10 protein-coding genes and 1 tRNA gene are annotated in these 16,042 nt (G+C 42.4%); 4 read left to right on the forward strand and 7 right to left on the reverse strand.

Annotated features, from left to right (window positions below):
• Positions 1-147: 147 nt before the first annotated feature.
• The 6 genes from AAFN85_RS29970 to AAFN85_RS29995 all read right to left on the reverse strand — a co-directional run bounded on the left by AAFN85_RS29970 (position 148) and on the right by AAFN85_RS29995 (position 8,074).
• Positions 148-2,655: a TonB-dependent receptor gene (locus tag AAFN85_RS29970; protein WP_347531653.1), complete on the reverse strand. Its 2,508-nt coding sequence runs from the start codon at positions 2,653-2,655 to the stop codon at positions 148-150.
• 114 nt (positions 2,656-2,769) lie between these two features.
• Complete coding sequence (locus AAFN85_RS29975) at positions 2,770-5,217, reverse strand: TonB-dependent receptor (RefSeq protein ID WP_347531654.1); 2,448 nt, start codon at positions 5,215-5,217, stop codon at positions 2,770-2,772.
• A gap of 104 nt (positions 5,218-5,321) precedes the next feature.
• Positions 5,322-5,882, reverse strand: coding sequence for an aminoacyl-tRNA hydrolase (pth, locus tag AAFN85_RS29980; protein ID WP_347531655.1), 561 nt, complete (start codon positions 5,880-5,882; stop codon positions 5,322-5,324).
• Positions 5,883-6,256: 374 nt separating this feature from the next.
• Entirely contained in the window at positions 6,257-6,841 is a 585-nt protein-coding gene (locus AAFN85_RS29985; RefSeq protein ID WP_347531656.1) for a 50S ribosomal protein L25/general stress protein Ctc, read from the reverse strand.
• A gap of 62 nt (positions 6,842-6,903) precedes the next feature.
• A complete protein-coding gene (locus AAFN85_RS29990; protein WP_347531657.1) occupies positions 6,904-7,848 on the reverse strand; it encodes a ribose-phosphate pyrophosphokinase in 945 nt (314 codons plus the stop codon).
• A gap of 155 nt (positions 7,849-8,003) precedes the next feature.
• Positions 8,004-8,074, reverse strand: a tRNA-Gln gene (locus tag AAFN85_RS29995).
• 215 nt (positions 8,075-8,289) lie between these two features.
• Between AAFN85_RS29995 and AAFN85_RS30000 the strand changes: the two genes are divergently transcribed.
• Positions 8,290-11,427, forward strand: a complete 3,138-nt coding sequence (locus AAFN85_RS30000; protein WP_347531658.1) for a DUF2723 domain-containing protein — start codon at positions 8,290-8,292, stop codon at positions 11,425-11,427.
• A gap of 448 nt (positions 11,428-11,875) precedes the next feature.
• Here AAFN85_RS30000 and AAFN85_RS30005 read toward each other — a convergent pair whose 3' ends face one another.
• On the reverse strand, positions 11,876-12,922 hold the full coding sequence (locus AAFN85_RS30005) for a hypothetical protein (RefSeq protein ID WP_347531659.1): 1,047 nt from the start codon (positions 12,920-12,922) through the stop codon (positions 11,876-11,878).
• Between the two features lie 211 nt (positions 12,923-13,133).
• Between AAFN85_RS30005 and AAFN85_RS30010 the strand changes: the two genes are divergently transcribed.
• The 3 genes from AAFN85_RS30010 (at position 13,134) to AAFN85_RS30020 (ending at position 16,032) form a co-directional block, all read left to right on the forward strand.
• Positions 13,134-13,817 (forward strand): response regulator transcription factor, encoded by a 684-nt coding sequence (locus AAFN85_RS30010; RefSeq protein ID WP_347531660.1) that lies wholly within the window; start codon positions 13,134-13,136, stop codon positions 13,815-13,817.
• Positions 13,814-15,178 carry a HAMP domain-containing sensor histidine kinase gene (locus AAFN85_RS30015; protein ID WP_347531661.1) on the forward strand — a complete coding sequence of 455 codons (1,365 nt, stop codon included), beginning with the start codon at positions 13,814-13,816 and terminating at the stop codon, positions 15,176-15,178. Before AAFN85_RS30010 ends, AAFN85_RS30015 begins: the two co-directional genes overlap by 4 nt.
• 362 nt (positions 15,179-15,540) lie before the next feature.
• Positions 15,541-16,032 carry a hypothetical protein gene (locus AAFN85_RS30020; protein ID WP_347531662.1) on the forward strand — a complete coding sequence of 164 codons (492 nt, stop codon included), beginning with the start codon at positions 15,541-15,543 and terminating at the stop codon, positions 16,030-16,032.
• Positions 16,033-16,042: the final 10 nt, after the last annotated feature.

The raw sequence follows: 16,042 nt of genomic DNA on the forward strand, positions 1-16,042 counted from the left end.
AGTGATTATAGTCATTTCCTGTTTTGCAAACTACAGGCATATTAGTCCGTAGACTCCGTCTACGGACAGCAAACTTTAAAAGCAAAAAAGGCGCCTCCCGGCGCCTGATTGTTGGTTATTAATAGTTGTATATGCTCAATTTGTTAATTATCCGTTGCCGCCACCATTACTTTTGCCGCCGCCTTTGGTATCATCATTATTAATACCGCGCTGGTTCTTTTTAATTTCGCTGTTCAACCTGCCAAATTTAAAGTTTACCCTAACCGCGAAGTTGCGGTAGCGGTTGTGATATAATGATTCCTGGTCAAAATCAGCCGTGTTGGTGGTTGACCGGAACGTGCGGTATTTGCTGTATGGATTATTAGCTACCGCCGATATGGTCAGTTTTTTATTCAGGAACTCTTTTGAAACTACGTAAGAGTTAAAAATAAAATTGCTCGATTTGCCTTGCAAAGTAACATCGCCACTAAAGAAGCCCGCATCCAGGCCAACGCGGTAGCCGCTATCAAACTTGTATGCAATATTAGCGAAAGCATTGCCGGTATAGCCGTCGTTTTTGTAAAATTGACTGTTGTATGTTCCTTTTAACCAAATATGTGATATCTGGCCATTAACATTCACCGTAAATTTTTTAGTGATGGAAATATTGGTATTGAGGTTTACCCCTAACGAACGGTTACTACCCAGGTTTTGATAAGTGGTATAGGTAGTATAAGAAAGTGTATCAGAAGGACTATTTATGTTGTTTTGAACCAAATGGGTAACATTCTGAATGGCATTATTCGAGAACGCGTAACTTACCCCAACATTGATAGACCCTTTCGAAAAATTGCTATAGTTCAATTCAAATGTATTGTTCAACTCTGGTTTCAAGTCAGGATTACCGGTACTTATAAACTTAGGGTTTGAGCTATCAACAAAGGGGTTTAACTGGTAAATGCCCGGCCTTTGGATACGTTGAGTAAAGCCCAGGCTGAGACTGCTGCTTTTCATCGATCGTTGAATTGATACCGACGGGATGAGGTTGTTGTAACTTTTATCAAGCGGTGTACCTGTAAATATGGCATTCACGCGGGTATGCTCTAAGCGCAAACCTGCTTTGCCTGTCCATTTATCAAATTTTAGCTGGTACGAGTTGTAAGCGCTATACACATCCTGCTGGTAATCAAATTCGCCGGTTTGACCTTCGTTTACATTGTACACAGCGTTGGGAGCGGTTGTGGTTGAATCTTTATCCTCCCGCCTGTAATCGCTAAAATTATTACGCAGTATCACTTTAGCACCTGCCTCAATGCTGATCTTTTTTAGCGGGTAAGCGTAATCTAACTGAAAAGTGTGTTCCTTATTACCTGCCCGGTTATACTGCCTGAAATCGGGCTGAATAGCGTTGTAATAGTGGTCTCTTTCTGAAAACTGATTGTCGGTATAGTTTTTACCTGGCCCGTAACTGTATTTGTACGATAAGGTAAGTAACTCATCTTTATGACCTTTAAACCCTAACTGGTAATTGATAGAAGCATCCAAGCCCTGGTCGTGATTATATCCGTTGTTTGTTAAATAATAGCCTTGGGTAGTATTGCCAACTGCATCCCGTTGAGTAGTGCGCTGATGACCGTTCTGATCAAATTCCCCATGAAAAGCTTCGAACGAGCCTGTTAATAAATTCAAGCTGTCAATTTCATAACTCAACTCAGCGTTGGCATAACGGTACTTACCGGCAAAAGTGTTATCACCGCTTTGCAGCAGTGATGATGTTACGGTTTTAGTATTTGGCACATAATAGGTTTGGTTGTTGGTAAAACTATTGGTGTTTTGATTTTGCTTACCGAAACCCGCGTATCCCGAAATACCGAATTTACCTTGCTTAGCAGTAATGTTAAGGTTATAACCTGTTCCCCATACAGTATTGTACCTTGAGTTAATGCTACCGTTAAAACCTTGGTCGGCATTCTTTTTAGTGATGATATTGATGATACCTGCCAGGCCTTCGGCATCGTACTTTGCAGGCGGCGTGGTGATCACCTCAATTTTTTCGATGTTGGTTGCGGGCATGGCTTTCAGTACATCCGACGGATTCTTGGCCATCAATGCCGATTCTTTACCATTGATCAATATCTTGTATTTACCACTGCCTTTCAGTTTAATATTATCATCGCCATCAACTGCCAAAAGCGGCACTTTGCGCATCATATCCAATGCGGAGATGGCTTTACTTTCCGGGTCGGCGGTTACGTCGTAGCTTAACCTGTCGACTTCCTGTTTCATTACTGGTTTTACCGCTGTAATGGTTACCTCGTTCAGTTGTTTGTTTGAGGTAGATACCAGGATGCGGCCTGCATCAAAAGTATCGCCGGTTAATTTTACTGGTATAACTTTGGTAGCATATCCAACCGAAGCAACTACCAACTGGTAAGTTTTACCTTCGGGGGCTTTCAGCTCAAAGCTGCCGTCATCTTTGGCAAGGGTACTTTTTACGGGGGCTTTGGTAGCGGCATCCTGTAGGGCCACTGTACCATAACCTAAGGGTTTATTGGCTACCGAATCGATCACGATACCTTTAACCGTTATATTTTTAACAGGCGCTGTTGTGGTAGTTTGGGACATTGCCATGCCCGTGACAAAACAGCATAATACTGTTAGTAGAAATTGTTTCATAATTGCGAGTTTGGTGATAAGACGTGTAAGATATCCGACCGTTACACTAAAAAATATGCGTTTAACACTTTTTAACCTAACAACTTAGTACGTAACGAAATAATTACCGCTGCCCTAATTACGGCCAGTGCTGGTAGCATCATCAGTATTAATACCACGTTGATTTTTCTTGATGCTGCTGTTAAGACGGCCAAATTTGTAATACACGCTTACGTTTATAGCACGGTAAAAATTGTTGTTGGCATTATAAGTTTCAAAACCTGTGCCTTTGGTGTAAAAATCGAGTTTGTTAAATTTTTTGAACGGATTGTTAACATTCAGCGCTATGCCGGCCTTTTCTTTAAACAAGGTTTTGCTACCGCTGATGCTGCTAAAAAAGTAATAGTTATCCTTGCCTTGCAGCAATACATAACGGCTATCGTATCCAATATTTATAGCTGCGCGATAACCTCCATCAAACTTATAAGTGGTATAGGTAAAAATATGCCCCTGGTTACCCTTATTAGTAAAAAGCGCGCCATTGTACGCACCTTTCAGCCAAACAAACATCAGTTCGGCATTGATATTTACGTTGAGTTTGGTAGTGATTGGATAATTCACACTTAAATCAAAGCCCCATGTTTTGTTGGAGCCTGCGTTGGCATAAGTGGTAGTAGTAACTCCGGCTGTATCAACACTCGCCAGGTTTTGTACCGTATTGTTCGAAAACGAGTAATTAGTACTTAAGTTGATAGATCCTTTGGCAAAATTGCTGTAGCCCAACTCAAAATTATTAGTAACGGCTGCCCGCAGGTTGGGGTTACCCACGTTACGGTATTGCGGATTGGAAATATCGGTATAAGGATTAAGCTGATAAATACCCGGGCGCTGGATGCGCTGGGTAAAGCCGAGTGTAAGGCTGCTGCTTTTCAGGCTGCGTTGTATTGATGCCGATGGTACAAAATTATCATAATCCTGTGTAACCGGCGGTAGCCCTACAGCAAAATTGGCATCCACTGTAGTGTGCTCCAGGCGCATACCTGCTTTAAAGGCCCATTTGCTCAACTTAACTGAATAAGAGTTATATACCCCATAAATATTCTGCTTGTAGGTAAAATTATTCACCTGTGCCGGATCGGCGTGAAACTGGTTGTCCACGCTATCTTTTACATCGGTGTTAAACTGGCTGTAGTTATTACGCAGGGTTGCTTTACCGCCCGCCTCAACCGTAAGTATTTTAGATGGCTGGATGTAATCCAACTGAAACGCGTGTTGTTTTGTACCAGAGTTATTGTACTGTCTGTAATCTGGCGGGAGACCTTTACCTGTAGCATCGTCGCCTTTAAGGGCTTCGCTATTTTGCAGGTTATTATCGTAATTATATTTATAGGATAAAGTTAACAATTGCTCCTTATTGCGTTTAAACCCTAATTGATAATTCAACCCAACATCGGTTCCGCGAAATTGGCCGGTACCATCGTTAAACAAACTGTAAAACTGGGTAATGGCATCGTTGGCATCGCGCTGTGTGGTAGCCTGGTAATTGTGCTGATTACTTTTACTATTGTAGGAATCAAACGTACCGGTGATGAGGTTCAGGGTATCTATCTCATAACTTAATTCGCCGCTGCCGTAAAGATTTTTACCACCATTGCCCCTTGTACCGGTTTGGCTTAGTGAGGTATTCATGTAATCAAAAATGGTCATATTCTCGAATGATGAAGTTCGCAATGGCCTGTAGTTGTAGCCAGCATACCCGCTAAAGCCAAACTTTCCCTGTTTTAAAGTAAGGTTAACGTTGTTGCGCAATCCCCAAATACTATTATACCCGGAATTAACACTTACGTTGTAACCCTGGTCGGCATTCTTTTTGGTGATGATATTGATGATCCCCGCCAAACCCTCGGCATCATATTTTGCGGGCGGAGTGGTGATCACTTCTATCTTTTCAATATTGGCAGCAGGCATTGATTTCAGCACATCCGATGGGTTCTTCGCCATCATGGCCGATTCTTTACCATTGATCAGGATCTTATAATTATCATTCCCGCGAAGTTTGATGGCATCATTACCATCTACAGATAATAAAGGCACCTTGCGGATCATATCCAGCGCGGTGATCGTTTTACTTTCCGGGTCGGCGGTTACATCGTAGCTCAGGCGGTCTACCTCCTGTTTCATCACAGGCTTTACGGCGGTTACGGTAACCTCTTTTAATTGCTTGCTTGACGGAGACAATAGAATACGACCAGCGTTAAAAGTATTGCCTGTGAGCTTTACCGGGATAGTTTTGGTTGCATAACCTATAAATACAGCTACCAGTTGGTACGTTTTACCTTCGGGCGCTTTAAGTTCAAAGCTGCCATCATCTTTAGCTAAGGTACTTTTTACCGGGGCTTTGGTAGCTTCGTCCTGCAAGGCCACGGTAACATAACCCATAGGTTTGTTCACAGCCGAATCGATAATAATTCCTTTTACAGTAATATTGGGGATAGCGGTTGTAGTAGCAGCAGGTGTTTTGGTTTGAGCAGATAAGAACGTAGAAAAGCAAAGACAAAGTACCAGTAGTAAGATTTGTTTCATAAGGTGATTTAGGTTTACAAGACGTAAGAACATCGCCCCGCGTTACAACGCGAATTACGATTTGAACGGAATTTTAACTATTATATTAGCTTGTAACGGTGATGTTACTTATTGTACCGGGTCATGGTTAATTCGGTGCCAATAGCGGCAAAGCTTTTCACCATTTCGATAGAGCGATCAATCAGCGCCGGAAGTTCGGGCAGTTCATCTTTATCAAATTTACTCAGCACAAAATCAACCTGGCGGCCTTTGGGGTAATTATCGCCGATACCAAAACGCAGGCGGGCGTAGTTATTATTGCTAAGTACTTCTTCAATATTTTTAAGGCCATTGTGCCCGGCGGCGCTGCCTTTGGGTTTTAAGCGAAGGGTGCCCAGGGGCAGTGCAAGATCATCTACAATAACCAATACATTTTCTATCGGGATCTTCAAATCCTTCATCCAATGGTTAAGCGCCTTACCGCTCAAGTTCATGTAGGTGGTGGGTTTGATGAGGCATAGCGTACGGCCTTTGTGCGATACTTCGGTATAATAAGCCAAACGCGAGCTTTGAAACCTTGTGCCTTCCTGCTTAGCCAGTTCATCTAAAACCATAAAACCGATGTTATGCCTTGTATCGGCATATTCCGGACCAATATTTCCTAAACCTACAATTAGATATTTCATGCCCCCTACTCTCTTAAAGAGAGAAATTTGATTAGTTAGTTATCGTTATCCAAGATCCCTGCTTAGTGGCTTTGAGGTTTACAACAACTTTGTGTTATCAGACCAACATTGGCCGCTCATTTGCCGCGGAGGCTGTTACTTTTGGCTTGGCCCAAAAGTAACCAAAAACCCAAGACAGAAAAAAGCTTCAGCCCGCAAGGCCATACGCCCGGCCCGCTTTTCTGTCAGCCCACCGCGCATTAAGCAACACATGCGCAGTAACTCTCCTTATAACAAGGCTTTATTGAATTTTGATGCGAAGATATTATTTATTGCTTTAAACAAAAACAGCGATAAGTTTCCTTATCGCTGTTTTGATAATTTGCTGAGCAAAATTATTTTTTGCCTGAAGCTGCTTCCTGCTCTGCCTGACGTAATGCACGTGAAGTAGTTACAGAAACAATAGTGTCTTCTTTAGCGTTGGTGATAGTTAAGCCATCTAATTTAATATCAGATACTTTAACTGATTTACCTACTTCTAACGATTCGATGCTTACTTCGATAGCATCTAAGTGATCTTTAGGAAGCGCTTTGATACGCAGTTTCCTTAATTTTTGTACCAATTTACCACCTACTTTAACACCTGGAGAAGTACCGGTTAATTTAACAGGGATCTCGATGGCGATAGGTTTTTTCTCGTCTAACAATAAAAAGTCAACGTGAGTGATTTTTTCAGTTAGTGGGTGGAATTGGATGTCCTGGATGATAGCTTGTGAAGTAACACCAGCAATTTCCAGGTTGATGAAATGAACAACCGGAGTATAAACTACGGCTCTCAAATCAGCTGCGGACACTGCAAAGTGGGTCTGTGTAGCACCACCATAAAGAACTGCAGGCACTAAGCCATTGTAACGCAGCTCTTTCGCGTCTCTTTTCCCTACGTTCTCTCTTAGAGAACCGCTAATAGCAATTGATTTCATTTTATTTATTTGTTTATTTAATAGTCCATGGAAATAAACCATGGATTTGCTTTTATTCTCTTTTAATCTACCTTAAACAGTGTACTGATCGAACCATGCTCATTTACATTGCTTATCGCTTTCGCAAACAGTTCGGCGGTTGAAAGCACTTTTATTTTAGGGCTTTGCTGTTTTAATGGTATAGTATCTGTTACTATCAGTTCGGTTAAAGCCGAGTTTTCGATAGTTTCATATGCTTTACCTGATAATACCGGATGTGTACAAACGGCACGTACGCTGCGTGCACCACGCTCCATGATCAGTCCGGCTGCTTTTGCAAGGGTACCGGCAGTATCACAGATATCATCAATCAATACAATATCCTGGTCGGTTACATCGCCTATCAGGGTCATGGCTTCAATTTCGTTGGCGCGTTTACGGCGTTTATCGCAAATTACCACTTCGGCGTTGAAGAACTTGGCAAAGCTCCGTGCCCTGTACGAACCACCCATATCCGGCGATGCGATAGTCAAATGACCTAAACCAAGGCTTTTGATATAAGGCACAAAAATGATCGAGGCATCAAGGTGATCAACCGGAACATCAAAAAAGCCCTGAATTTGCGCTGCGTGCAAATCCATGGTCATGATACGGTTAATACCTGCTGCAACCAACAGGTTGGCTACCAGCTTTGCACCGATGGCCACACGTGGCTTATCTTTCCTATCCTGCCTGGCCAAACCAAAATAAGGTATAACGGCATTAACATAATGGGCCGAAGCGCGACGGGCGGCATCGATCATCATCAGTAATTCCATTAAGTTATCGGTAGGCTGATGGGTAGACTGGATCAGGAAAACATCACTTCCTCTTACAGATTCATTAAAATGCGGCTGGTATTCACCATCGCTAAAACGCGATATCACAACTTCTCCTAATTCGCGGCCGTAAGCATCTGCAATTCGATGTGCCAGGGCTTGCGAACCTGAACCTGAAAATAATTTAACCGGGTTAAATTGTAAAGGCATTTTGATTTCGGATTTTGGATGTTCGATTTCGGATTCAGCAGCTCCTTGATCGCTTATCTTTTTATAAACACAATCGTTATAAAACACAATTCGGATTTCAATTTTCCAATCAGCATAAATCTGAAATTGAAAATTCGAAATCCGAATTTTTATTGTTGCCCGACCAGGATTCGAACCTAGACAAACGGTACCAAAAACCGTCGTACTACCATTATACTATCAGGCAATCTCCTTAAGGTTCGTATCCTCCCCGAAAAGGTTTGCAAATATAGCGCGAATATTTGAAAGTCAAAATAGAATTTTAAAAAAATTCATTACCTCTTAAAACACAGCAAAATAAATTTCAAATAGCCCCTAAACAACCGCTTTTAGCATCAACATCACAATAGTTTTAGTATTTTCGGCTGCATTAATCCTGTTTTTATAGATAGCATCCTGAACATGAATTACAAAAAGCTCAACAATATCTTCGGCTGGGCGGCCTTTGCCATTGCAACAATCACCTACATTTTAACCCTCGAGCCATCTGCAAGCTTTTGGGATTGCGGCGAGTTTATTGCCTGTATTTATCGTATGCAGGTTGCCCACCAGCCCGGCGCACCTTTGTTCACCATTATAGGTAAGGTGTTTACCCTCCTATCCTTTGGCGATAATACCAAAGTTGCCTACTGGGCCAACATGGCATCGGCACTGGCCAGCGGCGCTACCATTATGTTTTTGTTCTGGACCATTACCGCACTGGCCAAAAAGCTTTTGGTAAAAACTCAGGAACAACTTAATGTAACCAACCTGATATTAATTTTAGGATCGGGCATGGTTGGCGCATTGGCCTACGCATGGTCTGATACCTTCTGGTTTTCGGCGGTCGAATCTGAAGTTTACGCGCAATCGTCGCTTTGTACGGCTGTGGTATTCTGGGCCATATTGAAATGGGATGCCCATGCCGATGAGCCACATGCCGATAAATGGATTGTTTTTATCGCCTATGTAATGGGCCTTTCTATCGGTATCCACCTGCTAAACCTTTTGGTGATCCCGGCTATAGGCCTGGTAATTTATTTCCGCAGGGCTAAAAATGTAACTACTAAAGGTACTATCGGCGCTTTTGCTGTAAGTATAGTAGCGCTGGGTTTTGTGCTTTGGGGTGTGATTCAGTTTACAGTTAAAGGCGCTGCCTTTTCCGATCTGCTTTTTGTAAATACCCTGGGTATGGGCTTTGGCAGCGGTGCAATTGTATTTTTTATATTAGTGATCCTGGTAATAGTTGCCGGCATCTACTATACAACCAACCCGGTTAAACCGGCTATTATAATAGCTGCGGTTTGCTTCGCGTTGGCCTTAGGTATTAGTGCGGGTATTGTTGGTTTAATTGTAGGCATAGGCATTTTAGCCTTACTGGAGTATGTGGTAAAGATCCGCGAAAAACGTTTTGCGTTGAACAGCGTTTTGGTTTGTTTGGCCTTTATCCTGTTTGGCTACAGTTCGTTTGTAATGATCGTAGTGAGAGCGAAAGCTAATCCTAACTTGAATAACAGTGATCCGGAAAATGCCTTCGCATTAAACAGCTACCTTAACCGCGACCAGTACGGCGATACTCCCCTGCTTTACGGTCAGTTTTTTGATTCGGAAGCTACCGCCCAAACTGAAGGGGCCAATATTTATCGCCGTGGCGAAACCAAATATGAAGTTGCAGGCAAAAAACTGAATACTGTTTACGATCGCAATACCATATTTCCACGGATGTTTAGCGACAAACCAGGCCATGCGCAGTTTTACCGTGAGTGGACCGGTTTAGGCGAAAGCGAGCATCCAACCTTTGGCAGCAACATTAACTTTTTTGCCAAATGGCAGATCAATCAGATGTACACCCGATACTTCCTGTGGAATTTTGCCGGTCGTGCTAACGACCTTGACGGACAAAGCCTTGGCACCGGTGCCGACGGCGAATGGATAAGCGGCTGGAATTTTAACAAGCCCCTGCCTTACGCTGTTACTCAAAGCAAAAGCTATAACCGTCTGTTCTTTTTACCGCTTATTATCGGCCTTTTCGGCGCGGTGTTCCACTTTATGCGCCACCAGCGTGATGCTGGCATTGTACTCATCCTGTTCTTTTTTACCGGTTTGGCCATTGTGCTTTACCTTAACCAGGATCCATTGCAGCCACGTGAACGTGATTATGCCTATGCGGGTTCGTTCTATGCCTTCGCCATCTGGATAGGTTTAGGTGTGATTGGTATTGCCGATATCATCAGCAAAAAACTTAACCCTAAAGTTGGCGCTATCATAGCCACCGTAGTTTGCTTACTGGCCGCCCCGGTATTAATGGCCAACCAGGAATGGGACGATCACAACCGATCAACCAAGCTTACGCCGCACGATATGGCTTACAACTACCTTAACTCCTGCGCGCCGAACGCCATTTTGTTTACCTATGGCGATAATGATACCTACCCGCTTTGGTACATACAGGAAGTTGAAAATGTGCGCCCGGATGTGCGCATTGTAAACCTGAGCTTACTGGGTACCGATTGGTATATCCGCGGTATGAAAAACCAGATGAACGAATCGGCACCGCTGCCTATCAGCATGAGCAATGATAAGTTTAAACCGGGTGTACGCGATGTAATCTATTTTAACGATCAGAAAATACCAGAAGCTACCGAGCTGAAAGATGTATTCGATTTTATCACCTCTGATAAAAAAGAGGCTATGGTTGAGTATCAGAACGGCGAGCAAGCCAACTATTTACCAACCAATAAATTTAAACTAACCGTTAACCCGGATGAAGTGGTTAAAACAGGTACAGTTGCCGCAGCCGATAAAGATAAAATAGCCACTGAATTGCAATGGAATTTTGCGGGCCGTTATGTTACTAAGGATGTTTTAGCGATGATGGATATCCTGTCGCACAATGATTGGAAACGCCCTATCTATTTCTCTATCACCGTGCCTAACAGCAATATGATAGGTTTGGATAAATACATGTACAACGAAGGCTTTGCTTACCGCTTATTGCCAATAAAACCAGATACTGCCATCGCGCCTTTAGAGGCCAGCAACACCGGCAAAATGTACGATAACATGATGAACAAGTACAAATGGGGTAACATGAAAAACGCTAGCTATCTGGATCATGAATCGTTAACGATGTTTTATCCGTTGATCACCCGCTTGTACTCAACCCTGGCCGATGACCTTTTAAAAGAAGGCAAAGTTGATTCGGCGCGTAAAGTGCTTAAAAGATATGATGACGTAATGCCTGCTACCATTAACTCGCTGGAGATAGCGGTGCGTAAGTATTATATGATTGATAATGCTTACAAGCTGAACAACATTCAGCTGGGTAATAAAATTGCCGGCCAGGTTGGCGATTATGTTACTAACCTTTTAGATTATAACTATGCCCTGGTGCAAAAAGGCGAAGCTACCGCCGAAAGCCGCGACGTTCAATATTCTATGCAGATATTGGGTGGATTGATTGAGTTTACCAAGCAGTTTAAACAGCCACAATTGTACAGCAAGTTTACCGCGCAATTGAGTGGTTATGAGAAAAAGTTTGGGATGAGTGGTAAGAGATAGGTCTTGATTTTTGATATTGAAAATGCCCGCTGTTGAGCGGGCATTTTTTGTTTGTGTCCATATATACTCTATTCTAATGTCATTAAATTAAAGAAATCTCCCAGAGGGAGAACAGCTTTGTAGTAAAATATTAAGCTTGATTAGCCGTGCCAGAGGTACGGAACATCGGAGTTGTGTACCTCTGGCACACCAAAGTTGGCCTATTTTAGTTCTACAAAGCTTTTGCACCTCTGGTGCAGCCTATCAAATCCAAGTACAGGTCGAAGTTAGCGTTAGCGTAACTTCGTCCTAAACCTGCTCAAGCTTTCAACTTGAGTATTGTTGCTTAAATATTATTAAATTACCTTAACCACGGAATCAGAATGCTTCCAACAGTTTAGGTCGAAGTTACGCTAACGCTAAACTTCGACCAGTAAAAGAAGTCAGTAAAGCACAAATACCTACGGTCTTAACGTTCAGATAATTCATTTTGCTGATTCTTTACAATGTTCAAATAATGAAGAACTGACTTTTTCCTGTTTTTATTGAGCATGATCGTTTTTATTCTTTGGTGATAAGCACTAATAAATAGCATTTCATTATCAACAAGATAGTAGGACAATATTTGGGGCCTGTTTATTTTAGCCTTCTCAAGTTGTGCTTCCAGTTTTTTTGTTTTCGCATTCCAGGTATATCGTATCACGGTTGAATCATTAGCTATCATAGGCCCCGGTTTAGTATCGGTAACATAATGATCATAGTCGGTAGTATCCGGAAATTGCTGATGATAAACCACTTTTATAACTAAAGGATTGGTAGTTTGAATAATAGATTCCAACCATAGTTCACGCGTTCCCCATGGGGATGGTTGCAATAAGTTCGAATTTTTCAACTCATTTAACACGGGGATTATCCTATCACCGTCATATTTATAAAAGAAAGAGTTAAACCACCAGATACCTGAACCACGGGTAAATTCGAATCGCCGGTAAATAATACTTTCACCATCCACATTTTTAAAATACTGGATATTGTCATTATATCTACTGTAGCCGCTTTGCCTGGCAATTATTTTATTGCCCTTAAAAAAATACAGCATTGAACTGTCGCAATGCGCGGCATCACCTAATAATATTCCAAATTCGTCGAACTTGTTTCTATGGCCATCGAATGGAAGGTATTCTAAATAAACATTTCCTTTTTTTACAGAATCGAATAAAGTTTTAGCATTACACGTGCTATCAAATTTTATTTCGCCAAATATCTTTTTCGCAGTGCTTGTATTGATCATTCCATTCCGGATACAATTTTTCAACGATACAAAATCAGCGGATGACACTATTTTATTCATCGGCTGCGTAAAATTTTCAAAAATAGAATCAGCTAAAAAGGTTGCTTTATCAGCAAGCGGCTGTATGGGCAATTTACCAACACTATCAAAAAAAGCGATAAGCTGAGGTTCGGTGTATTTAATCTCTTTATATTCTTTGGGCTTTACCTTTTGTGCTTTTTTCACAACCTTTCTTTCCGGTTTCTTAGCCACCTGATTACAGGCAAACGCAGCTAAAACGAGTACAAAATAGATTAACTTATAAGTGATTTTGAAAGGATTAGGCATAATCTAAGGCGAATTAATTTCCGCATTAAATTAATCATATTTCCAACCAAATAAATTAAAACAGTACTGTTATTTACTGTTTATATAATTGAAAATTATATTTGCTACAATGAAAATCCTGCTAATTGAAGACGAACCCAAACTGGTATCCATTATCCAGCGCGACCTTACCGCCGAAGGCCATGAAATAAGTGTTGCCCTTGATGGTAACACCGGCCTGGAGATGGCCATAAAAATGGATTTTCAACTCATTATTTTGGATATCATGCTGCCTGGCATTAATGGCATTGAGGTATGCAAGCGCTTACGACAGGCAAACCAGAACGCCGCCATATTAATGCTTACCGCCCTTGGCACTACCGAAAACATAGTGATAGGCCTGGATAGCGGTGCCGACGATTACATGGTTAAGCCCTTCAGCCTGGCAGAGCTTAATGCCCGCATCCGCACCCTCGCTCGTCGTAACACCGGCATGGCGCAACCCGCCAACGTTATCCAAATTGCCGACCTGATAATTAACGGCGACGAAAAATCGGTAAAACGAGGCAACAAAACCATCGACCTCACCGCCACCGAATACCGCCTGCTGGAGTTTCTGGCCCGCAATAAAAACCACATGCTTAGCCGGATAGAGATTCTGGAGCATGTTTGGAGCATTGATTTTAATATGGGCACCAATGTGGTTGACGTGTATATCAACTATCTGCGCAAAAAAGTAGATAAGGATTTTGATGATAAGCTGATCCACACGGTGATAGGCATGGGCTATATTTTAAAACACAACGCCGCATGACTATCCAGAAAAAAGTAGCGTTGCTATTTCTCGTTTTAACCATATCGGTGATATTGGTATTAAGCGGCGCTGTTTTTTATTTTGTGCATCAGTTTACCTTCGATGATTTTTATAAACGGCTGGAAACGCGGGTAAACATCTCCTCACAGATCCATCACCTTAATGACCGGGATAGCCTGGGCATGTACAAAGAGATCCGCCAGCGCTACCTCGAGCGACTTATCGACGAGAAGCAGTACATTATTAAACCCGAAGTTTATACCAAGGGTAAAACAGTAAAAGGTGTTCCGCGTAAATTGATAGACAACATCCTTGCCGATGGAAAATCGAGGTTCAAAGCAAATAGCGTTTTTTACGCGGGCAATATATTCCGCTTTCCGGAGGGGGATGCCATCATCGTAGTTTCGGCAACTAACCCATCTGGCCTTAATGAGTTGAATGATCTTGAGCAGGTACTTATCATCAGTTTCCTGGCTTCTATACTGATCGTATATATTATCGGCAGGCGGTTTTCATACCATACTTTTAAGCCCGTGCGTAAGATCATCAAAAAAGTAAACACCATAACCGCCAGCAACCTGCACCTGCGCCTGGGAGACTATAGCGGCAACGATGAGATTGCCGAGCTTACCCAAACGTTTAACAATATGCTCGACAGGCTGGAAACCGCCTTCGAAACGCAGAATAATTTTATCAGCAATGCTTCGCACGAGCTGCGTACCCCGTTGGCTATTATTAAAGGAGAGGCCGAACTTACGCTGAAAAGCCTTGATAAACCGGGTGTTGATCTGCATAAAAACCTTACCGAGATCTTGCACGGCACTCAAAGCCTGCAGGATATCATCACCAGCTTATTAGGCCTGGCACAAAGCGGTTTCGACGGAAAAAAACAAAACTGGGAGCAGATCCGTGCCGATGAATTGACTTTTATGGTTAAAGAGGCAGTTGATAAAATTATCCCCACCAATAACCTAAGTATCGATTTCACCTCCCTACCCGATGATGTCGATAAACTGCTAACCGAGGGTAACATTAACCTGCTAAAACTGGCCATCAGCAACATTTGCCTTAACGCCTGCAAATACTCAGAAAACAAACCTGTAATATTGAAAGTTTATGCTGAAAACTATAGCATTATTTTCAGCGTGAAAGATCAGGGTATCGGCATCCCTGCCGAAGATGTGCAGCATATTTTCGAACCTTTTTTCCGGGCATCGAACACCGGTAAGTACGACGGACATGGGGTTGGTTTGCCTTTAGCTTTAAATATTGTGCGGCTGCACAAAGGCAATATCGGCATTGTATCTAAAGAGGGCGAGGGAACGGAGATACGGGTGATGCTGCCGATTTATAGGGGATAGTAGTATTCTCTCTTATCACAAAATATTTTTTTATTCCCTCCTCGGGGAGGGGCGCGTTTGGTTGTGAAGTGGCAGGGAGGGGTTTATACGCCCTACTAACAGATATACTTCTTGTAGAAACCCCTCCCTACACCCTCCCAAGGGAGGGAATCGCCCAGCCCCCCGCTTCAAAAGCATCTAAGTAATCGAAAAAAAGTTTTTAAATATCACCCAAATCCGTCACTTTTACACCCAAAAAGCCACCCTTACAACCTACAAGAATACCCTCTAATCACATTCTAATCTCCCTCTTAAACCGCTTTAATGGCCGGTACCGATTATTGTATCATCAAACAATAATAGTAAACTAAAAAGGTATCGTCATGAAAACATTGAACATTCTCATCCCATCCGATTTCACCTTATCATCGTTAAACATTATCCCTGCTTTGGTGGAGCGTTATCCAAACCAGCAACTCAATATATCCCTTGTACATTTCCTGCAACTGTCTGACTCGATATCAGATCTGTTGTTGCTATCTCGCCGCAGTCGCGAATACAAACTTATCAGCGATGAGTTTTACGCTGGCTGTAACATGCTTAAAAATGATTACCCGGACCAGATAACTAAACTTACCCCCGACTTTTTTTATGGCAACACCGTAGCCGTATTTAAAAACTATTTGGAGGCGCAGGAAATAGCATTAATTGCCATGCCCGAAAATCATAGCTACGAGCGCTTAACGCCAAATAGTTTCGACCCGGCTATATTGATGCAGCGCAGCGGCTACAAAACATTAACTGTTAAAGCCCTGGTTAAACAAGCAAAAGTTGCCGCCAAAACTGAAGCAGCACAAGAGTTGCTTGAGGTTTAATATCAAACTC

The sequence above is a fragment of the Mucilaginibacter sp. CAU 1740 genome, assembly GCF_039839285.1.
Lineage (GTDB): Bacteria > Bacteroidota > Bacteroidia > Sphingobacteriales > Sphingobacteriaceae > Mucilaginibacter.